This is a genomic window from Chlamydia psittaci 6BC, from assembly GCF_000204255.1.
In the GTDB taxonomy this organism is placed as follows: Bacteria; Chlamydiota; Chlamydiia; order Chlamydiales; family Chlamydiaceae; genus Chlamydia; species Chlamydia psittaci.
Map to the genome: position 1 here is coordinate 154,562 of NC_017287.1, position 24,865 is coordinate 179,426.

The window sequence follows — 24,865 nt, forward strand, 5'->3', positions numbered from 1 at the left end:
CTACATTATCCCGCATTGTTGAGTCTCTCGAATTTTGTTTTTGAGACTAGGCGTCCACGGTGATACCATTCACATTTATACACGCCGGCAGCGTAGATTTTCCTCATACCATGAGGTAAGTTATTTCTCCAAGATACTTCTTCTGCGATTACTTCTTCTTCGTTATAGCGTAATTCACATCCTTCCTTGGATCCTTTTACAAAAGGAATCTCTGCAGCTTTACAACCATTTTTAAACACGGTTGTTGTTCCGTCTTGGTATCCATAACGCCACTCTTCAATAGTGTTAGGGATCCCCCCAGGAAGATAAGTTAAACGTAAACCATGAGGCTGACCATTCACATAATGGGTAATCGTTTCTGGATCTCTGGTAGCATAGAAGGTAGTTCTTTTTACCATAACCCCATCGCTGAATGTTTCTTCGTAAAGCAGAACATTATTTGGAGAGAAGCTAGAACGCACACCTTCTCCATTCCGGATAGTTGAGGTGTATTTCCCGTTAAAGGAAGAATAGCTGCCTTCAATTACTCGTCCTTGATAGGTAGTTTCAATAAAATAGGGTTCTGTGATGGTGTCGTTGTTTTTATTATCCGGCCAGCGAGTCACTGTTAGAGATCCATCTTCTTGGAAGACTTCTTCTTGAGAGGGGAGACCATTAGAAAAGAATGTTTTATGAGAAATGAGTCTTCCTTGGTCATAGGTCTTTATTACGGATAACGTTGTAGAATGAGGGAAGGTGAGTGTTATCTCGCCATGAAGAAGACCTTGAACGTAAGTTTCATAAAGAGTCGATCCATCTTTTAAAACTTTAGTGATTGTTCCATCACAGCCCCGCTTTACCCAATCTCTTCCTGATACGATAATTCCGTAATTATTTCGGAAAGTCTCCTTCATAACTGAAGGATCTTGTTTTAGAGTAGACCCATAGGTAAAGCATGAGAAAGAGAGTGCGCAAATGCAAAAAAGCAGCTGTTTCATGAATCGATCGTTCCTTTTGTATCGTCTAGTTGCTCGTTAAGCATAGCAAGTAAACGCTCATGTTCTTCTTCTATTTCTTGGTTAGATAATGTTCTTTCCTTGTCTTGGAATACAAGACGTAGGGAAACATTTTTATTTTGCACGGTAGGGTTCTTATTTTGGTATATACTGATAATGGAAACACTTTCAAGCCATTTAGAATGGAAACTTAAAAGTTTCTTCCGTAACGAATCTGCTGGGATAGACTCATCAACGGTCAGTGTTATATCCCTGAATGAAGAGGGGTAAATAGGATAGGGCTGGTATCGAGGTATGGCTTTCTTTTGTGTATGTAAAAGAGAGTCCACCGAGAGCTCAGCAAAGAATACGGAGTGTTTGATTTGAGCTTTTTTACATAGCTGAGGATGTAATGTCCCAAATCGTCCTAACAGATGCTTGTGAAGATAGATCTCCGCTTGCTGATAAGGATGGAAATTAGGGTGTTCACTAGGACGAATTGTGTAAGCTGTCGAAGAAATATGGAAATGGCGGAATAATCTCTCTACCCATCCTTTGATTGAATAGAAAGATAAAGCACGCTCATGACATACCCAAGAGAGTTCTTCTGCAGCCCCCGATAGGATAATTCCTAAACTTTGTGTTTCTTGATATTGGGAACCTTTCTTAGTGTACACAGTTCCTAACTCAAAAGCGTGTACGTAGGGAGCTTGTCTATTTAAATTTGTTGCCGTGCTTTTTAATAGTCCAGGCAGCAAAGAATCTCGTAGTACAGTAGCGTGTTTGGAGCCTTGCAGCGCAATATAATCAGTTTCTTGCCTATGTAATGCTGCAGTCTCTATATCTAAAAGGTCGCAGGTGAAAAATTGTTGCAGTCCAGATTGTGCTAAGAAGTCTACAATTTCTCGTTTAAAAGCATATAGAGGGGTATACGTGGCAGGAGTTTTGTTCTTCTCTATTTTCCATGGTTGTGTTCTGCAAATCTCTTCAACAAGATCGATTTCTTCACGGATGTCATGACGATACGAAGGCACATGCACAGAGAGAATCCCTTGGTCTTGAGACGTCACAGTAAAGCCTAAAGAAACAAGTTCTTCATGTACTTGAGACTGGCTAAGAGTGGCTCCAAGCACGCGTTCTATCATTTCGGTGCGTAATGTTAGAGTAGGAGATTGTGGTACAGAACCTACAACATGGATAGGAGAAACCTTAGCATTTGGGAAAAGCTTTTGTATGTAGTGGATGGCCGCATAGAGAGAAGGGAGAACATTATCCGGATTGCTACCTCGTGTAAAGCGGTATGCAGCTTCCGAATGCAGGGGAATATGTGTTTGAGAGGCGCGTATAGCCTTGGGAAGAAAATATGCGGCTTCTAAAATAATGTCTGTAGTTGTTTCATTGAAGGAAGAATCCAAACTTCCCATGACACCTGCTAAACCTACAGTATGGTTTTTATCACAGATAATAGCCGTTCCTTGTGGGACCAGAACCTCTTCATTATTTAAGAGTTTTAGATAGTGCTTTTCCTTTGCTTTTTCAGCTCGTAAGGAATCGATATCTACAGTTTTTGCGTCATAGACGTGGAGAGGTTGACCCAAAGCCAACATGATGTAATTCGTGATATCTACAATGGTATTGATAGATTTTTGTTTGAGTTGACTGAGAGCCTGTTGTAGCTCTTGAGGAGAAGTTTCTGAAGATACTCCAGAAATTTTTACACAGCAGAAAATGGGGCAAATACTTTGGTCATGAGAGGCGTGTTCTTTGGGAATGGTTTCTAAAGGAGCAAATGAAAACTCTTCAGGTAGAATGAGGTCGACATTTGCCACATGCGCAATTTCTCTAGCAAGACCTAAAAGAGAGGCACAATGGCCTAGATTAGGAGTTAAGCAGAATTCGATCGATGTATCAGCAAGTAAGGCACATGCACTTTCTCCTAAGGGGGTGCCTTCAGGAAACTCAAATAATCCTCTTTCTGTTTTTTGGAGATGAGAGAATCCTAATTCATCAGTGCCACAGCACATACCTTGGGATTCTACGCCACGCAATTTAGATTTTTTTATTGTATAAGGGTTTCCTTCGTGATCGTGGAGTTTTGCTCCTGGAAGAGCTAAAGGAACTATGATATCAGGACGACAATTAGGAGCTCCACAGACGACTTGATGTTCTTGCTTTCCGTCAAAAAGGGTAGCAACCACGAGTCTATCCGCATTGGGATGGGGGAGAGTTTTTATGATCTTTGCTGTGATAATTGAAGAGAATGAGCAACTGAGAAGTGTTTCTATTTCAGTTTCGATGCCTATATGATCACAAGCTTCTATAATTTGTTTGATAGATAGGGGAGAAGAAAAAAATCTTTGTAATGAGGATAAAGAAACGCGCATGAATAGTAAAGGTGAGACATTTTTGTGACAGATTTTACGAGGAGGAGTGTATAGTGGCAAGTATTTTAATGCTTAGAGAGGGACTCGGCTTTTGGGGGTAATCTTTAATGACTTGGCGAAAAACGATTCGATGGCTGAAGCAAGCATTAGTTTTAAGCGCAGTATTAAATATTGTTTTTTTACTTTTGTTTTATTCAACCGTTTTCAGAAAGGACATTTATAAACTACGGTTATTTTCAGGTCCTTTAGTAGCTAAGAACTGCCGAGTGCAAAAAATCCCTGAAGATTTTTTGGAAAGGTTATCTGAAGCTTCTCTGGAAGAATTGTATCGTTTGTTGGATGAAGATCATTTGCTTTATGGGAGACCCTTAAAGCTGTGGGCGTTGAGTGTCGCTATTCATACTTATCACGTAGATGTGGAAGGAGCTCTTTCTCATCCTTTGACATTCACCCAGTTGCGTAGTAAGGGGAAAACATGGTTGCTGCCGAATATTGATGAGAAAGAGTACGGTTTAGTACGACGTTATTTATCTCGCGAGCGCTATCCTTTCACTACACGAGGGTTGTTCATTGCTATTTCTAAAAATTTAGAGCAGGGTATTGTTGACGAAGATTGTTTGTACCATTTTTGTCACACTCCAGAATTTCTTTATTTCCGAACATTACTATGTGGTGCTGAAGAGCGTGTATCTTCCGTGGCTTCTTTAGCAAGCATGGTCATACGTAATGGGGAAGAGATTTTTTTTTCTTTGTGTAACGAGAAGAATCGAGCAACAGCCATTTCCCCTCAACAACGACAAAAAGTTTTATTTACCTATACAAGTTTAGGCGAGCCTTTAGCTGCGTTATTGCTTCTGGTTCATGATGAAGATTGGGTGTTGCATAAATTTACAGATGAGGATTTAAAAACATTTGTTCATCTTCTCCCTGAGGAATCTCCTTATACTCAGAATTTTATCCATCGGATTGTTGAGACACCGCGTTCTTGTATTGTTGAAGCTAAGCAGACTGCGGAGTGCTTGACAGAGGAAAAAACTGTTTACGAAGACTATGTGATACAAGAGGGGGATTCTTTATGGTTAATCGCACGCCGTTTTGGCGTAACTATTGAAGAAATCATGCGTGTGAATCACCTAAGTCATCATCGTTTGTTACCTGGGAAACACCTAAAGCTTCCTCCAAAGTCGTCATAGGGACGAGATCGATTCCTCCTGGATGCCAAGGCCCACATTTTCCTATTCTTTTTATTATCAACCAGAGCCCTTTCATACACTTATGATGTTTTAAAGCTTGTAAAGCGTACTCAGAACAGGTGGGGAAAAACCTACAAGGGCTTCCTAATAGAGGAGAAATTGTCCATCTATAAAGATGGATGAGACTACAACATAGGCGTGTAGGTAGGTTTTGTATCAGTTGTTTAAATGACATTGAATACATCTTTAAGTAAAGCTACAGAAACTTCTAGCATAATTAGCCAAATGATTGTCCACTCTAGTGATGAGGAATGTTGGTGATTGAGTTGGTCATTTAAGATTTCTAGTACGTCTCCAAGAATGGTCAATCTATGATTGAGAACATTGATTCTTGCGTTAATATCTAAGCAGTTAAGAACATCAATATAGATGGGTTGTGTTTCTGGATGCTCCCAGAAAAAGTCGGGTTCATCGAGAATATCAGAGTGGAGATTTACAGAGGCTTTGTCTAAAAAAAGTTTACCAATTTTTTTAGCAATAGCCTTCCTTGGCATAGAAATTTTCCCTTTTGTTGCTAGATCTTGGGGAAGGCGTTTAGAATCTTCTATAGTTTTATAGATGGTAGCTTCAAATATCGTGAGCTTTACTGACTGAGCAAGACCAAAAGATATGGCTAATTTTGTATTGAGTTGCGAATCTGCTAGGATGAGCCTATCTCTACGTATTTGTAATTTGTCCCCATAATGAAAGTTGTAGCAGTCTATCTCCGGTTGGGGGAGGATTTCGGGAGAAGCTGTAACAATAGATTGAAGAACTTTAATTTCTTCAAATTCTTCCCAACCCCAGAAAACAGCGACGCCAAAGGGGAAAAATACAGCAATTTTGTCACATTCCTCAGGATTTTCCGAAGATACTAAAACATACTCCCTAGATAAAACCGTAGGAAAGCGAGTTTTAAGCAAATGAAAGAGCACGTGTAAATTATAAGACGAAGCTGTGCAATGGGCAGTACAACGCATGATTCCTAAAAGTTGTTGTTCAAGCTTCCTCTAATGTACTTCATTTTTACTCAGTCGGAAACATTTTTTTTCTTGAGGTAAAGGGGATCCCCTCGTTAAGCTATCTTTTTTGCGGAAGTGGCGGAATTGGTATACGCGCTATCTTGAGGTGGTAGTGGAGCTTTCCTTAGGGGTTCGAGTCCCCTCTTTCGCAATGGAAGTTGCGAATAGAGCTCTTCTCCTTGATTTCTTTATCTTGAATTTTCATAGTGAGTATAGTTTCGAGTTTGGGGTATAAACCTTGCGGTTTCTTTCTATTTTTCTATTTGTATTTTCGTTTATAACCTCATTCAGTCTTCCGGTTTATTCTGAGCATTATATCTCCGAAGATGAAAAATTTCATATAGATCGGTTCAATTTTTCTGGAGAGTTTCCAGATATGGAAACTATGGAAATTCACGCTCAACGTAAGAAGCGTGTGCATTTTGATGTGTCTGGAGATTTCCCAAAATTAGAATCTATTGTTTATAACGGGTCTTTTGGATTTTTAAGAGCCAAGTTAACGGGGAGATATCCGGAGTTGACTTCTTTAGTGATCTCTTGCTCCTCATGTAAAATGGATTTGGATTTTCGTGGTAAATGGGAGAGAAACGCGACGATCTCCTTGAGTAACGAAGCCGAACCTCTCACATTAACTTTACCGAAGAATGTTGGCGTGATTGTTCACACCAAAGTTTCTACAAAAGGTAAGGTGATGTTGGAAGGGGATTTCGAGAAACGCGGTCGAGGAATTTGGAGAAAAACCTATCATAATTCTTTAGTGGGGATAGCTCCTGTTACCCTAGTCTTTGAAGTGCAGAGTGGTTCAGGCGGAACCATTACTTTGCGGTAGCTTCTTATGCTTATCTTCATGAAACACACTGTCAAACATAAGAGTAATCTTTTCTGAAAATTCCAAATGAAAATTTGACAGATTGAGTAGATCTTGAAATCTCTTTGCGTGTACGAGTGCGTGAAGGATTTTCTCTTCTTCACTTTCTATAATCACAGCAGATTCTGGGCTGTGTTCTATGCAGAATTTCCTACCTTTATGGCGATAAAAAGATGAAGATAGAATAGTTTTTTTACATGATGCGCATGTTGTTGAGAGATCTAGGATTCCTTCATATTGTAAAAGTTTGAGTAGGAAAGTCGCTGCAAACATTTCGGGATTTTTACTTTCCGGTAAGCGGTGGAGAAAATTTAAAAAAAGAGAAAAAAGTTCTTGAGAGGGTTTTTCTTGCCATTGTGATCCTAAAATGCTTTGTGTCATTTTCCCTGCAGCTTGTAGTAGGGGAAGATCGGATTTTATTTCTGAAAAGGTATTTTTCACTTCTGCAAAGAGTAGTTTGCGCATTCTTGGAGGAGAATGATCAAGACTGTAGACCCCTAAGGAAAGCGGAATTAGAGCGTCGCGAAAATCATAGTATAAAGACTGCCCTTGCTTTGCAAAAAATGTAAGAAGTCCTAGAGGGGAGAATATTGTAGTTATGCAATGATGTTTCCCTTGGGGAAGATTTTTGAGAGTAATTGCAGGCGTAAGGGTATGCATATCTTTAGTTGCTAGGTTGTACAGAGTTTAGCATGAGATAATAGGAGATCAGTTGAGAATAGCAAGGTAATCCAGGATAAAAATCTAACGTTTTTGTTTTGGGATTGAGGAATCCTGTTTGTTGTTTTTTATAGCAAACAACAGAGACACATGGAGAGCCGATAATATAGTTGTAGCTTAATAATTGGTTGAGTGTTTGTTGGTTAATTACTCGTGCTTTGCATTCAATCAACAGCAGGGGGCGGGGCTCTCCTAAGTGATAAGTTTTCCCTTCTGCATCTGTATATGTTGCGGGTGTGATCACTAAGAGGTCGGGACGACGTCGAGGCAGGCGTATCTCCTTACGAGAAAGAAGAGGAAATAAAGTCTTAAGACCTTTTTCTACAATAATTAGGGACGGAGGGTAGTGCAATTCCTCAACGAGACAAGTAATGAGCTCTTGACGAACCTTTTCTTCAGGTGTGGATGCCAAGATTTTATACCGTATCGGGTCAAAGATGGTCAAAGAATCTGGGTTCGTCGTAACCTGATCATTAAAAGATGTGGAATCCTGGTGCGATAATCGGTTCGATGAGGACATAATTGTCATCGTTTTGTTTGTGGATTAACTGAATCTTATGCTCTTTTTCGTTTAGGAAGACTAGCACTTTATTTTGGGAAGATTCGAATTTCTTAATTGCCTCATCTTCAGAAAGAACGGGGAGATTGATTTTCTTTCTAGAGAGAACTTTTTTTGCCGATCCGGGAATATAACCATAATATTTTAGAGAGTCCCAGGCATCCATAGTTTCTAAAGGTAATATATCATCGTAGAGATGAATATCCTCTTCAAGCTCAAGGATTTGCTCTTCTTTTTTAGATAGGCCTATATCGTGTTTTTTCTTGTTTTGGCGTATTTTCTGATGTTTATTTGCTAAAGTACGGATTTTTTTGAAAGCCGCAATTACTGCGCTATAGGGATTGGTATGTTGTGTTTTTACCTGGAATGTCTCTTTTCCTCTCATAGCGGTAAGATGTACTTCCGTCCCTTGTTTCTCTTTATGTGAGGTCAACACTATGTGAATGGCGTCTAGTGGAGGGAGCTGATTGCTCTTTTCCATGATGAGTTGGCGTAGTGGTTGAGATACGTGAAAGGACTTGCCTGTAATTTCTAGGTTGGCAACCTCATGTTTTGGAGCTTTTTTTTGTTTAGTTGCTCGACGCTGAGGGGTGTGCATGCCGTCTCCTTATGGTGAAAAGATTTGATACAACATATGGAGATGAAAAATCAGAAAAAGAAAAAGAGTTTCTCCTATCTGTTATTATAAGAGGGGAAACCTTTATTCTAAAAACTTTTAACGCACCGAAGAGGGCTCGAACCTCTAACCACCTGGTCCGAAGCCAGGTACTCTATCCAATTGAGCTATCGGTGCCTAAGACTCCCTTACGTAAGAGATCTGAGACCTTGGAGACTGGAGAGCTTAGCAGAAGTTCCTCAGAAACTCAAGAAAAACTCCCTGGGACAGCATTCCCTATTTTTAGGATAGAGCGAGCATAGCATCGGTCAGGTGGGTGGGACTTTCTAGGATGACCGCCCTCTCTAATACATTGGAGAGTTCGCGGATATTCCCAGGCCAAGGATAGTCAAGAAGAGCAGATTTAGCGCTTTCCGACAGTGTTTTCATTGGTTTATTATTTAATCTACAGAATTTCTCTAGAAAGTACTGTGATAAAGGGAGAATATCATCTTTTCTTTCTCTTAAGGGAGGGAGGTACAAGGGAATAACGTTAAGGCGATAAAACAAATCTTGTCGGAAAATTTTTTGATCTACAGCTTCTTTAAGGTTGCGATTGGATGTGGCGAGGATACGAACGTCTACCGATAAGGTTTTCGTCCCTCCAAGGTGTTCAAATTCTTTCTCCTGAATCGCTCTGAGTAGTTTGGCTTGAAGATTTATAGGAACTTCCGTGATCTCATCGAGTAAAAGAGTTCCGGTGTGTGCGAGCTCAAAACGCCCAGCCTTTTTCCCTGTTGCTCCTGTGAAAGCGCCTTTTTCATGGCCAAAAAACTCGGATTCTAACAACGTTTCCGGAATAGCAGCGCAATTCACCTTTATATAGGGGCGTGCAGCTCTAGGGGAATTTCTATGAATAAAAAACGAAAGGACTTCTTTCCCGCAACCAGATTCGCCATGAATAAAGATGTTAGCAGAGCTATCTGCTGCTTTTCTTGCTTTAGACAACAAATCCTTCATTGCAGGGCTTTCGGCGATTAGAGGGTGAGATTCTGAGGAAATTTGCGATTTTAGCAAAAGATTCTCATTTACAAGGTTTTGTAATTCCTCGGCCTTTGCTATGAAAGCAAACAGAGCTTCCGATGAGAAGGGTTTTGTGAGGTAGTTAAATGCCCCATGATACATTGCTTTTACAGCATTTTCGATTGTTCCGTATGCCGTGATCACGAGAACCGGTGTATGAGGTGCACATTCTTTAGCGGTTTTGATGATGTCGATTCCTGTCCCATCAGGCATATTCATGTCTGAAATAATCAGGTCGTACTTCTCTGTTTTGATCTTATGACAGCCTTGTTTCACGTTATCAGCAGTAAACGGAGAGAGTCCTCTGGTTAGAAGAAGCTCAGAAAGAAAATCTCTTAATAAGGGCTCGTCATCTACTATCAATACTTTTTCTATAGTCATCAGGCATTTATTAGTTTCTAAGTTAAGAATTCTTATTACTAAATTAAATAAATCTTCGTAAAGGAATATTTAATTAGTTTCGTTTTCTATCTGTTTTTTTAAAAATAAATCTTTTTGTATTGATTTATAGTTATTTAAGGTTGTAAAATTTTTCCACTTACTTTTATTTAGGGCGTTTGTAGCATGGCTTCTTCAATACCAAACACCACAGTTTCTTCGTTGCAACCAGAAACTTTAGGTTCTCGTTTATCTTTATTTTCAGACTTAACTCCTCTAGAGAGAGGCGAGGTATCATCCTCCTGGAAAGAAAAATGTCAGAGAGCCTCTTGTATCGGATTATTGTGTTTATCTCTGCTTACCATCTGTGCTGGAATTTTAGTACTGACTTTACTTCCAACTGCCCCTGCACTTTTTGGTATACTATTTATCGCTATTGGTGGTGTTTTACTCGTTACGAGTTTGTTACAGCACTTGTCAATGCGGCCAAGTAAAAAAACACTGGCACAACAAGTGAACATTCGGGATTTGCAAACACAGCTTCAAGGGGTGTTGGCGACTACCGATGCGCGTAGTTTAGCCATAAACGGTTTTGGCCCTAATGGCAATCCAGAATTAATAATTCAAGAAAGAGAGGCCCTTTTAGCACAATTTGATAGAGATTTGCGTAGTAAGGAAGTTGCTTTATACCGTCTCTTAGCTTCTAACACAGAAGACAGGTATCCTGTTGTATCTGATTTATCAGCATTCCGTGAAATGCAAGAGCGTATCAGTGATGAGCTTGAGCTTTTATATCGTTCTTACAATCATTACATACAAGGAACGGTTGAGGCGAACCCTGATGAACGCTTACTGGCCTTACATCAAGAAAGGAATTTATTAATTCAACAGCTTGCTGACACTGGAATTGAAAAGTCCAATCAAACAGAGGCACTTTTAGATTTACAATCTACTTTAGGTGTTCTTAATCAAAACATTAGATTATTAGAAGATCAAATTGCAGAGAACTCGAGTAGTGGTCAACAACATACAGGGTTGGTCGATGGTCTTCATCCTTTGTTACAGGAGCGCAACGCTTTATTAGTCCGGCTTTCTCTAATTTATGAGTCATTAATCTCTTTAGCTAAGCAAGAAGAAGCATTGACAGGCAGACGTATTGATTTAGATAAGGAAATCGAGGCGGTTGTCGAATCTGGAGCCGAGCGGATTACATTCAACAGAGAATACAGAGAAAGGTTCCTACGTTCTTCAGGAAACATAAATCAGCTAACGAATAGTTTACGTGAGAAAGAAGCGGCTCTTTTAGCGCTTACTCAGCAAGTAGAAGCCCTGCATGAGGAAGTGGAAAGATTACGAGATCGTCCTCTTGGTGGAGAATATACCCAACAGGATATCGAACGGTACCACAGTGCTTTATTGGTTAAAGAACAAATTGCCCAGGATCTGGAAGATCAGGTTATCAGATATCGGGGGCTCCTTGACGAAGCTACTGAGGTGAATAACCGTATCACTTTGGGAATGCAAGAAAATGAAAGACGTTCCTTAGAGTTTTCGGCGTTAGAACAAAGAGAGAGGGTGTTAAATCACCAGATACGGGTTTTAACAGATGATCTTAAAAGACACGAAGAAGAACAACAACGTCTACGCGAGGAAAATGATGAGTTACGCGAGCTTGCGTTAACAACCGAGAGTAATCCTGGTTCTGATGTGCAGATAGAGGCTCTTCAAAAGGAAATCCGAAGATTAACAGTAGATTTAGAGGCTGTTGTCAACGAGCGAGCGAACATGTCCGAAGAACTTGCTATGGCACGTGCAGAGTTAACGAATCTGGAACTACGCTACTTGGCAATTAAAGACGAGATGATTTCCAGAGATGAGGAAAATGCCGCTCTTAAAATAGAGGTGGGCGAATTGCGTGGTGTCGTTCTTGAGAATGAGGAGAATCTCGAAAATTTACAGCATGCTTTAACAAATGAAATGAATTTAAAACGTGCTGTGGATGCCTTACGACCCGAGATTGATCGATTAGAACAAGAAAAGCTGAATCTCAATACACGTATGTTAGAAGCTGTTGAGCAAAATCGTATCAATATAGGTCTGCTACAGCAAAACGAACAAGAAAAAGAGAAGCTTCTTCAAGAGCTGCAAGGTTTACGTGCTCTTCATGCTCAAGAGAAAGAGAGATTGGAAGAGGAGATTGCTCAATTACAAAAGGAGATGCAGGAGCGTCATTTACAGCACCTGGAAGAAACCACGCGCTTGAGATCAGAAAATAATCAATTAGAAAATCTTCTTAGAGATGCTAAGAGAATAGGTGAGCACAGTCATGAGGGAGCTTTACGGATGTTAGGTTCTCAGTTGATTGCCTTATCTTCCAATATTAAGCAGCGAAGTAAAGCCGAAATACAACGTGCAGGAGACGTGATGGAAATGCTGGCTTTCACAGCTCCAAGATTCTTTGGAAACTTGGGGGGAGGAATCTCGTGTAGAAGCCTACGTCCTGGAGTGTATTTAGAAGCAGAACTTCCTACTGATGCCAGTGATGAGCAAAAACGTACTGTTATCGAACAACGTTGCTTGCGTGAGTGGTTCTTCGCTCTGTTAGGATACTTTACTGTAGAGCAAATAGAGACGATCTCACAAAGAGCTCGGGATTTGGTTCAAGAATCTGATGGGAAAACGAGTTTAAATGAACTATTCGATCAGTTAGCAGTCGAATTCTCGGAAATTCGCGATTCATCTTCAGAACTTTCTCAATGGTTATCTACTTGCTATAGTTATGTGACCGATCTCCAGATGTTTAACGACTACACACGTTGGTCGGGTTTCCTCTTCTCTCTATTGCAGAAAATGCACAGGGACTCTGGAGGATTATTGCATAACTTGTCTGAGGAAGAAGACCAGTTCTTCAAGGTTGTGTCTAACTTCTCCGGTAGGATTCCTTTAGTTTTAGGAAGTATCGGCCACAGTGAAGGAACCACACCGGGAGCAGCAAATCCTTTAGGGGATCTCAATTTCGAAAGTGTTGGGAATGTGACTTGGAGTCGGTTTATCAGAATCGTCGAAGGGTTACTAGAAGCAAGAAGTGGTCTTAATGGTCCGTTGATTTTAGATGTGAGCGATATCAGTGAGAGCGTGTTACGCACAGTCTCTTCTAACGTTTACAGTGGCATGCTCAGCGAAAGACATCAACCAACCACATGGGCGCCTCCGATTGATCTATAAGTATCTATTTTGGGGTTAGGGAAGTTTTAAAGTAAACGTTACCTGCGCGTTAGCATTTTCTACGTGAATATCGCCACCGTGCAAACGCATGATCTTTAAGGCTTCTGCTAGCCCTAAACCATTCCCCTGAGCTTTTGTTGTGAAAAAAGGAATAAAGAGCTTATCAAAAACCTCTTGAGGGAGCTGTCCCGGGTTGGTCACTGAAATATCTCCGGACGTGTGTAATGTCAACATTATAGGAGATTCCGTTGCTTCTGCAGCATTTTTTACCAGATTCCATACTACGCTATTCATTCTATCAGGATCTATAGAACGGACTATAGAGGCCGAGGTTTCACGTTCGAATTTACAAAAGGGGAATGTGATCGATAATAGAGGGATGAGTGAAGAAAAAAAATCTTGCAGGTCTATAGCCTTGAGATTTAGCGGCTGTGATTTCGTGTATTCTAGCATGGATGAAACTAGTGTATTCAGAGAACGAGTTCCATCAATGATAGAGGATAACATGCGTTGATGACGTGGGGAGGGGAGTTCTTCTTTTAATAGGGAGGCAAATCCAGCAATACCACTCAGAGGATTGCGAATTTCATGCGCTAAGGTTGCCGTCATTTTCCCTAACTCTGCAATATTTTTATATCTTTCGATAACATTTTCTAATTGTTTATATTCAGAACGATCTCGAATTAATAAGAAGAGGAAACCATTTAAAGAATTTTTTCTTACGAATATCTCTACATCGCGATCCTGATCGTTTTTTGATAAGGTGAGGCGTAGAGTTTTTGGTGAAGGAAGAGATAGGAGAGCCTCGTTTAGGGAAAATCCAAAGAAAGTTTCTGGGAAAAAATCTGTGAAGGGTTTATGGAGTATTTCCAGTTCATCGGGAATACCGAGAATTTCTCGAGCTTGTGAATTGCAAATGAGGATATTGCCTACTTCTGAGATGAGGATAATTCCATCGGGAATTGCTGTGAGAATTGTGTCTGCCTCTTTATACGATTGTGTGATGCGAGATTTGATCTCCATCAGCTCCTGCGTTGAAGAACATGACTTACAATCGTTGTTGCTCATAAATCCCTAACTCTTTTTTTCTCTGTAGATAATTGAGTTTATCCGTATCGAGGATTCTCGTGATGATTCCTCGAATCTCGGAGAGCTCATCTTGAATATCTTGGGGAAGTACGGAAGTGAAACTATGCCGAAATTCCTTAATTTCGTTATCGACCTTGTCTATACAAGATAGAAGAGTTTTTTTCTGCTGCAATACTTTTTCAAGTTCTATAGGAGTGAGCGAAGTCTCGGTTTCTGTAAGATCAAGAATAGCTAAGAAAAAGCCTTTCTTTTTTTTTAGGAGAAGTAGGAGAGCTTGTTCTTTCATAGGAAGCAACCGGTTCGGCACGTAGCTTTTCTTAAAAAAAACTACTCACGAATTTATTAGCAACCTGAAAAAACTAAGAAAAAACTTATGCCGGCGATTGGACTCGAACCAACACCTTATTGCTAAGAGTAGATTTTGAGTCTACCGCGTCTACCATTCCGCCACGCCGGCACAAAGTGAGCCTACACTGTACGTTTTCTTTTCTAATAAGCGCAAGGGAAATCTCTTAAGTTAGGGAAGATGGAGGGACTTCTATAGGCCTTGTTGTTTCTAGATCATACAACATTTCTATGGATAAGTAGTTCCCTGTATCCTTTGGTATTAGGGTAATGAGGAATTCCTCATTCCCGACAGTGGTCTTCGTAGTAGTGAAATCTATAGAGCAGGGATAGATGGATTTTTTTTTATAAAGAGGGCTTAAGATCGAGCTGAGTGTCTCCAGATGGATATCTTTCTCTGTAAACAAAAGAGCGGCATTCCCAGAGAGATGCTTGGTAGATAGCGATTTCCCGGAAGCTGTTAAAAAACGGAAATGTTTATGACAACAGAATCCTTCCACTATAGATAATGGGTACTGTTTGTGTAATAGACGTGTAATGTCGATGATTCTTGGATGTATAGAAAATTTTTTGCATAAACTATGATTTAATCCATCGCAGTCATAGAGAGTTTCCTGTTCTGTTTCCTTAGCACCTAAGGAGCCGTGGCAATGAAATGAGTAAGCAGTAATTACCGCTTGTTGTGGAGTCGGCCAGTGGTATTTCGGTAAGGGGGAGTCTTGTATTTCTGGGTACATAATGACAGAGTGCCCCTGTTGTGATGTAATTCGTCCTGCGCGTATGTGCCTATGTGATGTTTTTGTGGCAGGAGAACACGCACAGATTAGAGGAAATAATAATAATCCAAAACTTATCTTAATAAGAATCCTAAGCATGGGGTAGAATTCCACGTAGTTGTTTTAAGAAAGTATAGCCTAACTTCTCAACTTATTTAACTATGTTTTAGATTTGTTATATGTAGTTAGTGAAAAATACAAGGTGATATGAGTTAAGGTAACCATGAATATCCATGATTATCAGGTGTTCTTTTTTGATTTTGATGGTTTGGTCCTTGATACCGAACCTTTATACTACAAAGCATTTTTAACAGCGTGTAGAGAACGCGGACTCGATACCGCTATGGATTTCTCTACATATTATTTATTTTCAATGTTAGGAAGAGAAGTGTTCAAACAGAAGTTTTTGGAGCTTTTCCCTAATACTGAGTCTTTTTTCCCACAGTGTTTTTATGATCGCGAACGTATCTATAAAGAGTTAATACAAACTGAAGTTCCTTCCCTACTTCCCGGTGTAGAAGATTTTTTACGGTTCCTATTAGCTGAGAACAAAACTATTGGAGTAGTGACAAATTCGTCACATGTGCTGACCCAGCGTTTTTGTGAGGTCATACCCATTCTGAATCAGTTTCAATTTTGGGTTACACGAGAAGACTATGACCGGCCTAAGCCGTATCCTGACAGCTATCAATATGCCTATCAGGCTTTTGCTAAAGAAGGAGAAAAGGTGGTGGGTTTTGAAGATAGTGTGAAAGGCTTACGCGCCCTTTCAGGCATACCAGCAACGCTGATCGCTGTGAATGCTATTATGCCATTGTCTCGAGACAGTCACAAAGATTTCTGTGATAAAGATTTTTATTATTTTTCTTCTTTTAAAGAGTTGATGTTGCACTCTGGAGTACAAAACCAATGATAAGGTTTAGGGTAACATACGTGGTATAAAGATAGGGCATAGCTGGGAGCTGCTGGCGGCCCTTTTCTACGATTTTTCTGTATTAATATCTCTTGAATGTATTCAGGAGGATATTTTCCTCTACTAATATCTAATAGAGATCCCACAATATTCCTTACCATTTTATACAAAAATCCATTGCCTTTACAGATGATGGTTACTGTCTCTCCATTATCTACAATGTCTAAGTTGAATAACGTGCGTATAGTTGACGTATAGTCACGTCCATGATTTGCAAAAGAAGCGAAATCATGAGTTCCTATGAGGTACTTAGCCCCTTCTTGCATAAGATCTGTTCTTAGATGATGTCGTGGATAATAGGAAAAATAACGTTCCCAGGGAAGGGGCTTAGGAGATCTTGTTAGTAAATAACGGTATTCTTTAGCGATAGCTGAAAATCGTGAGTGGAATGTATCGTCTCCAAGAACAACGTCGCGAATCACTATATCTTTGGGCAAAAGAGCATTAAGCATTTTTTTTATGCCTGAAGCTTGTGAAAATCGTGGATGGTCAGGTTGGGGAAAATGAGCAACTTGACCAAAGGCATGGACTCCTGCGTCGGTACGACCAGAAGAGGTCACATGAATACGCTTCCCCACAACCTTTGTTAAGGAATTTTCTATAACTTCTTGGACGGAGAGATCATTAGGTTGTCTTTGCCATCCAGCATAGGCAGTTCCCTGGTAGGCTAAGAGTAGAACGACTTGTGTCATAACAAAGCATGAGCTAAGGTTAGGTCTTCTGGATAAGTAACTTTTATCTGGGGATGTTTATTGAATACTAAAGCAACAGGTACGTTGAGAAGTTCTGCAGCTTGGGTATCATCAACAAGAGTAATTCTCTCTTTATTGGCCAGTTCAAGGCCTTCTAAGAGTATTTGTGTCTTGATGCATTGAGGCGTATGGACAAGAGATAACGCATCTCGGTCTAAAGTTTTTACAGGATTACGTTGTTTGATAGTGTAGGGAACGCTAGAGACTAACGTTGCGGCTCCTGTTTGATATGCTGTTGTGATCAGTTCTCTGACTTCATCGGGATAGATAAAAGGCCGGACACCATCGTGGACTAAAACCCAAGGATGCGAAACTTGTTGTAGTCCGGAAAATACCGAATCTTGACGACGTGTCCCTGGTCTTGCGAATTTTACGGGATAACCTTCAAAAATACTTTCGTAGTTTACATCGCAAACAACAATAATTTCTGAGATTTCGGGGATGCGCAGAGCCATTTTTAATGCATGGAGGACGAGAGGTTCCCCTTGAAAAGGCAGGTATTGCTTAGGTTGATTTGCTCCAAACCGTTCTCCTTTACCCCCACTAAGTAAAATCAAAGAACACTTAGGATCCATATACGCACCGTATACAACAAATTTCAGGAGGAGAGCAAAAGCGTAACCTTTTAAACCCTCCAAGCCCACGATTTACATATAATTGCTTTTTCCCTTCTGAAAAGAAGAAGTGCCCTCGCGCAAGATCAGGATTTTCTAATCCCGAAGTTTTATTCATAATCCTATTAGCGAACTTCGGCCATGGGATAGAAATTTGGGGTCCATGAGTATGTCCAGAGAATATAAGATCACCAGGATAATCTAAGAGTTGGTACACAGTATCAGGATTATGAGAGAGAATAATGCCAGGCAGGGTTGGATTATAGTGGAAAAACGCTTTTTCAGGGTCAAATTGTTTAGCAAAAAGATCTCCTAATCCCACGATGTTTAACATATCAGGAATTTGAAGACTTTCATTATGCAGTAGGCGAATAGGAGTATTTTTTAATAAATGTAAAAGTTCTGTATTAGGTTCTTGCTTTTCAAGACTTGGGGCGTATTCATAGCTTCTAGAACCAAAAAGCCCTTGGCTTATTGAAACGAAAGCTCTTTTTAACGGTTGGCTATTTTCCATCGAAATCACATCGATTTTCCCTTGGCTATTGCGGGAGATGTATGCTTGGTAGTCGTGATTTCCAAGAACAGCAAATGTCCCTAAAGGGGCATGTAAAGTATTTAAAAAAGCTTCCAGTCGCGGGCGGTCTTCGATTTGTGCTCGACAAAGAAAATCTCCAGAAAATACGAGAATGTCGGGAGCAAATTTGGCGAGTTTTAAAGAAACCTTTTTAAGGAATTTTTTGGGAACGAATTTATGAAAATGTAAATCAGAAATTTGAGCTATGCGCAATCCATGAAGATGAGAGTACTTTTTAGGTAGCTTCCACGTTAACCAGGATGTTTGTAACCAATTCGGCTCTATAAAATTTGCCCATGAGAAGGTAGCTAGAGGAATTCCAACAGCTAAAGATAAAGAAGCTAAGACCACAGTAACACTATATACACATTTTCTCCTCGCCCTAGAGGACGAGGATCCTGAAAGAGAGCCAACTCTTGATTTTATTTTACGATATGAGAGGAGAGAGCTTTTGTCATTTGAAACATATCGATAGGGTTCTTAGAACCGAAGACTTTAGCTAGGGCTTCGTCGGGAAGAATATTTCTTTTATTCTTGGGGTCTTGTAGATTACGTTTTTTGATATAGTCCCATACTTTTTTTACAATTTCGGTGCGGGGCATGGGGCCCTTGCCAACGATAGCTGCTAAGTCGGAGGTGATATTGACAGGGTTCATAAAAGCAGAGTTTTTGTTTTTTTGACTCATCGGTTACTCCTAGTAAAGGTGGTACGAAGAGACACAAGCTCTTCATCGCAACTTTTTTATCTTTCAGGGAGGTTTCTCGTCAAAACAAAAAAACAGAATTCACTCCTCTACAACTCGTTATTAAGGCTTTAGATGCCAATCTGGAGTGGGTTCGGGGAAAGCAAGGAATACGAGGTAACCAAGAAAGAAATTGTAGAAAAATTCTAGGCGGCAGGACACGTTGACTTTATTGTTTTTGCTTCTCTAGAATTCTAATATTCAGCCTTTTTGAGAGTAGTGCAATGTATGAAAGTTTAGATAAACGGTTAGAAGGCCTGTTGACTGGGTTGGCATTAGCCGGGAGGTCTCTTTGACCTTGAAGGTAAGAGACAAGAGCTTTCCATTTTAGAAGAACAGACCTTAAAAGAAGACTTTTGGCAAGACGTCACGAGTGCAGGGAAAGTCTCCGAACGCATCGCATCGTTAAAACGACAGATTTCCCATTATGAAGAGTTCAAAGTCAGAGTGGATAATTTAGCGTTTTTCTTAAATGATGGCGATGTTTCTGCAGATCCTGAACTTCGAGAAGATTTAGAAAAAGAATTCGCTATTTGTGAGAATATCCTTTCAGAGTGGGAAACTCAGCGTTTGCTTTCTGGAGAAGTCGATAAGAACCCTTGTTTCTTAACAATTAATGCTGGTGCTGGTGGTACAGAATCCTGTGATTGGGTAGAAATGCTTTTTAGGATGTATTGTCGTTGGGCTGCACAACATCAGTGGAAAGTAGAGGTTATAGACCGTCAAGAAGGCGATGTCGCAGGGATTAAGCACGTTACTGTAAAGTTTTCCGGAGACTATGCTTACGGCTATGCTAAGGCTGAGCGAGGTGTGCATAGGCTTGTGCGTATTTCTCCTTTTGATAGTAATGCGAAACGTCATACCAGTTTCGCTTCGGTAGATGTATATCCTGAGATTGATGATGAGATAGAGATAGATATCCGTCCGAATGATTTACGCATAGATACCTTCCGCTCTTCAGGGGCTGGGGGACAACATGTCAACGTTACCGATTCTGCGGTAAGAATTACTCATATACCGACAGGAATCATGGTTTCTTGTCAGCGTGAGCGTAGTCAAATCCAGAACCGCGAGAGTTGTATGAAGATGCTACGCGCAAGAATGTATCAACAAATTCTTCAAGAACGTTTAGAAAAGCAGCTTATTGATAGAAAAAATAAAAAAGAAATTGCTTGGGGTTCGCAAATTCGTAATTATGTTTTTCAGCCTTATACTCTGGTCAAGGATGTACGCACAGGACATGAGACTGGTAATGTTCAGGCTATGATGGACGGAGAATTGCTAGACGATTTCGTCAAAGCGTATTTAGCAGAGTATGGAGAAATCTCATGACAGAGAACAAAGACACAGGAGTCCCTGGATTAGATATACGTTATACACTTCCTAGTGATGCTGTGTACATGCGGCAATGGTTAAATGATCCTAAGATACTTCGCGGGTTTCCCTTAAAGACGGAAGCAGAAATTCATGATAGCGTAAACTTTTGGGTAGGTTTTTATCGTTATCATAGCAGCTTGACAGCTGTGTATGAAGGCGAAGTTGCTGGAGTAGCTACTCTTATTTTAAACCCTTATATTAAAGTATCTCATCACGCATTAGTTTCTATTATTGTTGGTGAACCTTATCGGAATAAAGGTGTAGGAACGGCGTTATTGAATAATCTTTGCCACTTAGCAAAGACACGTTTTCACTTAGAGATTCTTTATTTAGAGGTGTATGAAGAAAACCCGGCGATAGCATTGTACAAACGTTTTGGTTTTATTGAGGTGGGAAGACAAAAGCATTTTTATAAAGATGAGATAGGGTATCTTGCAAAAATTATCATGGAAAAACAACTTTAGGTGATTTTGCTAGAATATATTAGCACGTCCTAGTGTTGCATGTCGTTTCAGAAAATTCGTAAACTTCTTAAAAAATTTTTTCGAGCATTTCTTAGCTTTAAATCTTGTTCTATGAATCTGTCAAAAATAGGCCGTCCTCAGCTTATAAGATCTTCTATTCCTGTCGATTATACTCCAGGGGAAGTGTATGATTTAGAGAAAATATACCAAGATTTAAATTTGAGATTATTTGAAGGCTCTTTGAATTTAAAAATCGGGTGGTTTGGTCGTGCACGGTCAGGTAATGCGTTTAGGGTAGTTTTAGGATCGTATCATGAGGAAGAAAAGTTGATACGCATACACCGTTCTTTAGATCGTGATGATATTCCGTTATTTTTTATGCAATATATTATTTACCATGAAATGGTCCATAGCGTAGTTCCTCGTGAGTATTCTCGTTCTGGAAGAACGATTTTTCATGGGAAGAAATTTAAAGAATGTGAGAAGCGTTTTCCGTTATATGAAAGTGCCATAGCGTGGGAAAAAGCAAATATTTACGTATTGTTGCAAGGATATAAATCAAGAATAGGTAAGAAAGATGGCAGGACATAGTAAGTGGGCAAATACAAAATACCGTAAAGAACGAGCGGATCATAAAAGAGGGAAAATCTTTTCCCGAACGATAAAAGAGTTAATGGCAGCTGTGAAAATGGGAGGTCCTGATCCTAAAACAAACGCGCGTTTACGTGTGGTCATACAAAAAGCAAAAGATCAAAATATCCCCAGTGAAAATATTGAAAGAAACCTCAAGAAAGCCACTTCTGCAGATCAGAAGAATTTTGAAAATGTGACTTATGAGCTTTATGGTCATGGAGGTGTGGGGATTATCGTGGAAGCGATGACCGATAATAAAAATCGTACTGCCTCTGATATGCGCATAGCTGTGAATAAGCGAGGGGGATCTCTGGTTGAACCAGGCAGCGTTCTTTATAACTTTGTGCGTAAGGGAGCATGTTACGTTCCTAAGAGTTCAATAGATGAGGCTGCATTACTATCTTATGTCATTGATGTAGGAGCTGAAGATCTTGATAATGATGATGATGAGCATTTCCTTGTGCTCTGTGACCCTGTAGAATTAGCCTCTGTAAAAGAGAAGTTAATTGCTCTAGGTGTGACATGCTCTGAGGAAAAGCTGATTTATGTTCCTTTACGTCTCGTAGATTGTGATGAACAAGATGGTGAAGCAAATCTTGCTTTGATTGAATGGCTAGAGAAGATCGATGATGTTGATGAAGTATACCATAACATGGCCTAAGGCTTTTCTAGATTAGAGAAAAGCCTTAGCTGTCTATCGTCTACGAGCGTCGTTGCGGTGGTGGGGGAGGAGATCCCGTAGCTTGAGATAACGTTTTGGATAACTGTGTGGTCAGGTTTCTTGCCGCATCAGCTAGCTGTTTCCCTTGCGTAGATTCAGTATCGGCGCTGTCCATAGCTTCTTGTAGTAGTCGTGATCCCTGTTCGAACATCTGAATTTTTTTAGCAACACTACTTAACGCTTGTGTGACGTTTTTAGCTGCTTCGGGAATGCCTGAAGAAGCATCTCCTTTTGTCAAAGTTGCTGTTTGTCTAGATCCTGCTACAGGAGTCGACGAGGCTACCTGTTGTTGTGGAGCTGGGGTCGATACTTCTCTGCCCACAGAGGGAGTCGCAGTCTCTAATAAGTTAGATAAACTACTTGCTACATCTCGAGCAGCTCCATGGAGATCGGGAGCCCCTTGAGGAGCGACTGTCTCAGCTGTTTGCGCTTGCGGAAGTACGGAAATTGTTGCAGATTGTTGTTGGACAGGTCTGCTTGCGATTACCGTAGTTTGGGCAGGCATTGGTGCAACAATACCCCCGGATCCTGTTCGCTCTTGGAAGGCTTTAATCAGGTTACCTACGTTTGTTTTTTGAGGAGTAATGAGGTTCCCTTGAGCATCAAACGATTCATCCAGATGGGCTCGTAGCTGAGGTAGTAAATGTTCTAAACCTCCAGGGCCATCTCCAGATGTAGCTCCCATTAAATTACTTGTGCGTGATCCCGTCTCTGTTCTGGTGGGTGATCCAGTCTCTGTTCTGGAGTTGCTGCTAACGATCGTTCCACCTTCGTCTATATTCACTCGTGTTGCAACGAATATACCTTCAGGTTGCGTAGGCTTTGGAGTCTTGCCTGCTTCAACGTCTCGAATTACCTCACCTAGATTTTGATTTACAGAAATAGCCTCTCCTTTACTGCCCTCAGGATAAACAACATCTAAGTGCTCACGGACACGACCCAAGATATTTCCTAATTCGTTACCTTCGTTGTCATTAGATTCTCGTCTTTGGACTCCTCCGCCCCCACCTTGGTCATTATTTAACAATACTGTAGGTCTGTAGGTGCCATTTTCCGATGTTCTGACAACAGTACCCAAATCTTGGTTTCCTTCGTGGTGTTCGCCATTTTGATCATAGACCGTATCTAAATGTTGACGAACATTTTGCAGAACTTGCTGCAAGCTGTCTTTTGGCATTCCTGTAATATTCACACCTCCTTGAATTGGTGGTGGTGGTCCAGGAGGCCCAGGAGGAGCTGGTTCCAAGCTATCGAAGCCATTACCTTCATCCTCGAAGTGAATATCCGTATCGTCTTGAGTGCTGGTACTTTCTGTTTCTACATCGTCAAAGTTTGCTTCTTCTACATTTTGGTCATTATCCACACCAGCTTCAGAGGTGTCTGTAGGTTGCGTAGTTGTTGAGTTAACGGTAGTCGTTGTTGTTCCACCAGTTACGTTTACACTAGTACTGATGCCTCCCAAGTTAACATTGATAACAGGTTGAGGATAGGCAACAGGTTGGGGTTGCTGTTGCGTGGGGGAGGAAGTTTCTCGAGAGAATACAGTGCCCTCGTTTGGTCTTTGTACGTTATTCCAGTTAATTCCTTTCAGACCACCAACATCACCCCAGATGGCTCCAGATTCACATTTAGTTCCTCGACGCCATACAGACGGTGTATAGTTGCTACTCGATTCTTTAGCATTCCATGGGCCGTAGAGAACTGTGGTTTTAAATTTCATGCTCATAAGCAGGTGATCATAATGACCGGTTTCTCCGGTTTGTCCTGCTATGCGCGGCTGGATGTTGTTTGTCCAATCTGCATGCATAGTTTCGTAGCCTACACAAAACTTAGCAATACACATTTCTAGATCTTTAATGTCTGTAATCGGTTCCTTCGTTTTTCCGTTAGTTACCGCTATGGATTCTGCGGTACTCCAATCACCGTTTCTTACGAAAATAAAACTTCCGCGAGCCTCATCCATATACACGATGTGACCAGCTTTTGTCTGTAATTTCGCCTGTACAGAAGGGGTGGATAAGAACCTGATAATAGAGGCTTTATCAGTAGGATCATATTTAGGTAGCGCCATGCTCGGTAGACCACCAGGACCATCAGGTCTCTCTGCTCCGTCGGCGGCTTCTGTTCCTCGAAGTCCTTCTAAGTCTCCTAAGTCTACATCTCCTGAAGTACTTGAAAGATCTTCTGTACTGCCAACGTCTCCAGAGTGTTGTGATGAAGGTGCGCTTGAAATATCAGATAAGGCATCGCTATCACTACTGGATGTACTGTCGCTTCTAGATCTTCCAACTCCAAGAATCTGAGACCCTAATAAGTTTGCTGCCGTAGCAGTTGTCCCAACGTTTCCTGTAGAGGGAGATGTTGTTGATACATTTCTTTCAGTTGTAAAAACTACGGCTCCCGAGTCTGACTCTGCTTGAGATACGGCTTGCCCTGCTGCTGTATTCACAGTCTGCGATGTTGTTTCCGCAGCTTCAGTCCCCGTGGTAGAGACAACATGTCCCCCGAAGGTTGTTGAAGTCGTTACTACAGGAGTTGTGGTCGTAGTAGTTGTGACATTCGTGATAGACTGATTATTAATTGGACTCGACATGATTTAACAACTAAATAAAAAAACTCTATTTTAATTAGATTGTAAAACAAATTATTTATTAATATCTCTAGTTTTATTTAAATAATTAAACTAACTTTCGTTTTAATAATTTTAACTATTGTAAATTAGAGAGATTCGTTAAAAAAAATGAAAAGTTTGCATGGAAAAATA

The 24,865-nt window shown here is 40.5% G+C and carries 24 protein-coding genes and 3 tRNA genes; 9 read left to right on the forward strand and 18 right to left on the reverse strand.

What is annotated here, in order from left to right; genetic code table 11:
• Positions 1-5: 5 nt before the first annotated feature.
• Both G5O_RS05910 and pheT read right to left on the reverse strand, forming a co-directional pair.
• The gene (locus G5O_RS05910) at positions 6-977 is read right to left on the reverse strand and encodes a toxin-antitoxin system YwqK family antitoxin (RefSeq protein ID WP_006342824.1); all 972 of its coding nucleotides are present in this window, start codon (positions 975-977) and stop codon (positions 6-8) included.
• Positions 974-3,358: a phenylalanine--tRNA ligase subunit beta gene (pheT, locus tag G5O_RS05915; RefSeq protein WP_006342825.1), complete on the reverse strand. Its 2,385-nt coding sequence runs from the start codon at positions 3,356-3,358 to the stop codon at positions 974-976. The genes G5O_RS05910 and pheT overlap by 4 nt, the downstream gene beginning before the upstream one ends.
• A 107-nt stretch (positions 3,359-3,465) precedes the next feature.
• Between pheT and G5O_RS05920 the strand changes: the two genes are divergently transcribed.
• Positions 3,466-4,551 (forward strand): LysM peptidoglycan-binding domain-containing protein, encoded by a 1,086-nt coding sequence (locus G5O_RS05920; protein ID WP_006342826.1) that lies wholly within the window; start codon positions 3,466-3,468, stop codon positions 4,549-4,551.
• On the opposite strand, the gene yidD is transcribed toward G5O_RS05920, so the two are convergent.
• Complete coding sequence (gene yidD, locus G5O_RS10290) at positions 4,475-4,786, reverse strand: membrane protein insertion efficiency factor YidD (protein ID WP_013462594.1); 312 nt, start codon at positions 4,784-4,786, stop codon at positions 4,475-4,477. The genes G5O_RS05920 and yidD overlap by 77 nt on opposite strands.
• Positions 4,776-5,570, reverse strand: coding sequence for an RMD1 family protein (locus G5O_RS05925; protein WP_006342827.1), 795 nt, complete (start codon positions 5,568-5,570; stop codon positions 4,776-4,778). Before G5O_RS05925 ends, yidD begins: the two co-directional genes overlap by 11 nt.
• Before the next feature lie 111 nt (positions 5,571-5,681).
• Between G5O_RS05925 and G5O_RS05930 the strand changes: the two genes are divergently transcribed.
• A tRNA-Leu gene (locus tag G5O_RS05930) sits at positions 5,682-5,763 on the forward strand.
• Between the two features lie 87 nt (positions 5,764-5,850).
• A complete protein-coding gene (locus G5O_RS05935) occupies positions 5,851-6,441 on the forward strand; it encodes a hypothetical protein (protein ID WP_006342828.1) in 591 nt (196 codons plus the stop codon).
• Here G5O_RS05935 and recO read toward each other — a convergent pair.
• The 5 genes from recO to G5O_RS05960 form a co-directional block, all read right to left on the reverse strand.
• A complete protein-coding gene (gene recO, locus G5O_RS05940) occupies positions 6,415-7,140 on the reverse strand; it encodes a DNA repair protein RecO (RefSeq protein WP_006342829.1) in 726 nt (241 codons plus the stop codon). The two genes, G5O_RS05935 and recO, sit on opposite strands and share 27 nt — an antisense overlap.
• Positions 7,141-7,144: 4 nt before the next feature.
• Positions 7,145-7,720: a type I restriction enzyme HsdR N-terminal domain-containing protein gene (locus G5O_RS05945; RefSeq protein WP_006342830.1), complete on the reverse strand. Its 576-nt coding sequence runs from the start codon at positions 7,718-7,720 to the stop codon at positions 7,145-7,147.
• Complete coding sequence (locus G5O_RS05950) at positions 7,674-8,357, reverse strand: HPF/RaiA family ribosome-associated protein (protein WP_006342831.1); 684 nt, start codon at positions 8,355-8,357, stop codon at positions 7,674-7,676. Before G5O_RS05950 ends, G5O_RS05945 begins: the two co-directional genes overlap by 47 nt.
• A gap of 121 nt (positions 8,358-8,478) precedes the next feature.
• A tRNA-Arg gene (locus tag G5O_RS05955) sits at positions 8,479-8,552 on the reverse strand.
• Positions 8,553-8,657: 105 nt separating this feature from the next.
• Complete coding sequence (locus tag G5O_RS05960) at positions 8,658-9,818, reverse strand: sigma-54-dependent transcriptional regulator (protein ID WP_006342832.1); 1,161 nt, start codon at positions 9,816-9,818, stop codon at positions 8,658-8,660.
• 183 nt (positions 9,819-10,001) lie between these two features.
• Between G5O_RS05960 and G5O_RS05965 the strand changes: the two genes are divergently transcribed.
• On the forward strand, positions 10,002-13,040 hold the full coding sequence (locus tag G5O_RS05965; protein WP_006342833.1) for a coiled-coil domain-containing protein: 3,039 nt from the start codon (positions 10,002-10,004) through the stop codon (positions 13,038-13,040).
• A gap of 15 nt (positions 13,041-13,055) precedes the next feature.
• On the opposite strand, the gene G5O_RS05970 is transcribed toward G5O_RS05965, so the two are convergent.
• The 4 genes from G5O_RS05970 to G5O_RS05985 form a co-directional block, all read right to left on the reverse strand.
• Positions 13,056-14,063: a two-component system sensor histidine kinase NtrB gene (locus G5O_RS05970; protein WP_006342834.1), complete on the reverse strand. Its 1,008-nt coding sequence runs from the start codon at positions 14,061-14,063 to the stop codon at positions 13,056-13,058.
• A gap of 25 nt (positions 14,064-14,088) precedes the next feature.
• Entirely contained in the window at positions 14,089-14,415 is a 327-nt protein-coding gene (locus G5O_RS05975; protein WP_013747324.1) for a hypothetical protein, read from the reverse strand.
• Positions 14,416-14,503: 88 nt separating this feature from the next.
• A tRNA-Leu gene (locus G5O_RS05980) sits at positions 14,504-14,586 on the reverse strand.
• A gap of 55 nt (positions 14,587-14,641) precedes the next feature.
• A complete protein-coding gene (locus tag G5O_RS05985; protein WP_013462598.1) occupies positions 14,642-15,349 on the reverse strand; it encodes a hypothetical protein in 708 nt (235 codons plus the stop codon).
• Positions 15,350-15,473: 124 nt separating this feature from the next.
• Here G5O_RS05985 and G5O_RS05990 point away from each other — a divergent pair, with 124 nt between their 5' ends.
• Positions 15,474-16,163, forward strand: coding sequence for an HAD family hydrolase (locus tag G5O_RS05990; protein ID WP_013462599.1), 690 nt, complete (start codon positions 15,474-15,476; stop codon positions 16,161-16,163).
• Here the strand turns inward: G5O_RS05990 and truA are convergent.
• The 4 genes from truA to G5O_RS06010 all read right to left on the reverse strand — a co-directional run bounded on the left by truA (position 16,109) and on the right by G5O_RS06010 (position 18,849).
• The gene (gene truA / locus G5O_RS05995; RefSeq protein WP_006342837.1) at positions 16,109-16,915 is read right to left on the reverse strand and encodes a tRNA pseudouridine(38-40) synthase TruA; all 807 of its coding nucleotides are present in this window, start codon (positions 16,913-16,915) and stop codon (positions 16,109-16,111) included. The two genes, G5O_RS05990 and truA, sit on opposite strands and share 55 nt — an antisense overlap.
• Positions 16,912-17,550 (reverse strand): 2-C-methyl-D-erythritol 4-phosphate cytidylyltransferase, encoded by a 639-nt coding sequence (gene ispD, locus G5O_RS06000; protein ID WP_006342838.1) that lies wholly within the window; start codon positions 17,548-17,550, stop codon positions 16,912-16,914. Before ispD ends, truA begins: the two co-directional genes overlap by 4 nt.
• Positions 17,540-18,514, reverse strand: coding sequence for a UDP-2,3-diacylglucosamine diphosphatase LpxG (lpxG, locus tag G5O_RS06005; protein WP_006342839.1), 975 nt, complete (start codon positions 18,512-18,514; stop codon positions 17,540-17,542). The genes ispD and lpxG overlap by 11 nt, the downstream gene beginning before the upstream one ends.
• A gap of 71 nt (positions 18,515-18,585) precedes the next feature.
• Positions 18,586-18,849, reverse strand: coding sequence for an SWIB/MDM2 domain-containing protein (locus tag G5O_RS06010; protein ID WP_006342840.1), 264 nt, complete (start codon positions 18,847-18,849; stop codon positions 18,586-18,588).
• 281 nt (positions 18,850-19,130) lie between these two features.
• Here G5O_RS06010 and prfB point away from each other — a divergent pair.
• The 4 genes from prfB to G5O_RS06030 all read left to right on the forward strand — a co-directional run bounded on the left by prfB (position 19,131) and on the right by G5O_RS06030 (position 22,041).
• Positions 19,131-20,238, forward strand: a protein-coding gene (gene prfB / locus G5O_RS06015) for a peptide chain release factor 2 (RefSeq protein WP_013462600.1) whose coding sequence is annotated in 2 segments (ribosomal slippage) — positions 19,131-19,199 and positions 19,201-20,238 — 1,107 coding nt in all. Because the reading frame shifts where the segments join, the coding sequence is not laid out codon by codon here.
• Positions 20,235-20,747 (forward strand): GNAT family N-acetyltransferase, encoded by a 513-nt coding sequence (locus G5O_RS06020; RefSeq protein WP_006342842.1) that lies wholly within the window; start codon positions 20,235-20,237, stop codon positions 20,745-20,747. Before prfB ends, G5O_RS06020 begins: the two co-directional genes overlap by 4 nt.
• A gap of 39 nt (positions 20,748-20,786) precedes the next feature.
• Positions 20,787-21,338, forward strand: coding sequence for a hypothetical protein (locus G5O_RS06025; protein WP_006342843.1), 552 nt, complete (start codon positions 20,787-20,789; stop codon positions 21,336-21,338).
• Positions 21,325-22,041 (forward strand): YebC/PmpR family DNA-binding transcriptional regulator, encoded by a 717-nt coding sequence (locus tag G5O_RS06030; RefSeq protein ID WP_006342844.1) that lies wholly within the window; start codon positions 21,325-21,327, stop codon positions 22,039-22,041. Before G5O_RS06025 ends, G5O_RS06030 begins: the two co-directional genes overlap by 14 nt.
• 40 nt (positions 22,042-22,081) lie before the next feature.
• Here the strand turns inward: G5O_RS06030 and tarP are convergent, their stop codons facing one another.
• Positions 22,082-24,694 (reverse strand): type III secretion system actin-recruiting effector Tarp, encoded by a 2,613-nt coding sequence (gene tarP, locus G5O_RS06035; protein ID WP_006342845.1) that lies wholly within the window; start codon positions 24,692-24,694, stop codon positions 22,082-22,084.
• Positions 24,695-24,865: the final 171 nt, after the last annotated feature.

Bases quoted from the DNA above. Each gene is read 5' to 3' on its own strand.
- G5O_RS05910 (WP_006342824.1), bottom strand. From the start codon at position 977: ATGAAACAGCTGCTTTTTTGCATTTGCGCACTCTCTTTCTCATGCTTT.
- pheT (WP_006342825.1), bottom strand. From the start codon at position 3,358: ATGCGCGTTTCTTTATCCTCATTACAAAGATTTTTTTCTTCTCCCCTA.
- G5O_RS05920 (WP_006342826.1), top strand. From the start codon at position 3,466: ATGACTTGGCGAAAAACGATTCGATGGCTGAAGCAAGCATTAGTTTTA.
- yidD (WP_013462594.1), bottom strand. From the start codon at position 4,786: ATGTCATTTAAACAACTGATACAAAACCTACCTACACGCCTATGTTGT.
- G5O_RS05925 (WP_006342827.1), bottom strand. From the start codon at position 5,570: ATGCGTTGTACTGCCCATTGCACAGCTTCGTCTTATAATTTACACGTG.
- recO (WP_006342829.1), bottom strand. From the start codon at position 7,140: ATGCATACCCTTACGCCTGCAATTACTCTCAAAAATCTTCCCCAAGGG.
- G5O_RS05945 (WP_006342830.1), bottom strand. From the start codon at position 7,720: ATGTCCTCATCGAACCGATTATCGCACCAGGATTCCACATCTTTTAAT.
- G5O_RS05950 (WP_006342831.1), bottom strand. From the start codon at position 8,357: ATGCACACCCCTCAGCGTCGAGCAACTAAACAAAAAAAAGCTCCAAAA.
- G5O_RS05960 (WP_006342832.1), bottom strand. From the start codon at position 9,818: ATGACTATAGAAAAAGTATTGATAGTAGATGACGAGCCCTTATTAAGA.
- G5O_RS05965 (WP_006342833.1), top strand. From the start codon at position 10,002: ATGGCTTCTTCAATACCAAACACCACAGTTTCTTCGTTGCAACCAGAA.
- G5O_RS05970 (WP_006342834.1), bottom strand. From the start codon at position 14,063: ATGGAGATCAAATCTCGCATCACACAATCGTATAAAGAGGCAGACACA.
- G5O_RS05975 (WP_013747324.1), bottom strand. From the start codon at position 14,415: ATGAAAGAACAAGCTCTCCTACTTCTCCTAAAAAAAAAGAAAGGCTTT.
- G5O_RS05985 (WP_013462598.1), bottom strand. From the start codon at position 15,349: ATGCTTAGGATTCTTATTAAGATAAGTTTTGGATTATTATTATTTCCT.
- G5O_RS05990 (WP_013462599.1), top strand. From the start codon at position 15,474: ATGAATATCCATGATTATCAGGTGTTCTTTTTTGATTTTGATGGTTTG.
- truA (WP_006342837.1), bottom strand. From the start codon at position 16,915: ATGACACAAGTCGTTCTACTCTTAGCCTACCAGGGAACTGCCTATGCT.
- ispD (WP_006342838.1), bottom strand. From the start codon at position 17,550: ATGGATCCTAAGTGTTCTTTGATTTTACTTAGTGGGGGTAAAGGAGAA.
- G5O_RS06010 (WP_006342840.1), bottom strand. From the start codon at position 18,849: ATGAGTCAAAAAAACAAAAACTCTGCTTTTATGAACCCTGTCAATATC.
- G5O_RS06020 (WP_006342842.1), top strand. From the start codon at position 20,235: ATGACAGAGAACAAAGACACAGGAGTCCCTGGATTAGATATACGTTAT.
- G5O_RS06025 (WP_006342843.1), top strand. From the start codon at position 20,787: ATGTCGTTTCAGAAAATTCGTAAACTTCTTAAAAAATTTTTTCGAGCA.
- G5O_RS06030 (WP_006342844.1), top strand. From the start codon at position 21,325: ATGGCAGGACATAGTAAGTGGGCAAATACAAAATACCGTAAAGAACGA.
- tarP (WP_006342845.1), bottom strand. From the start codon at position 24,694: ATGTCGAGTCCAATTAATAATCAGTCTATCACGAATGTCACAACTACT.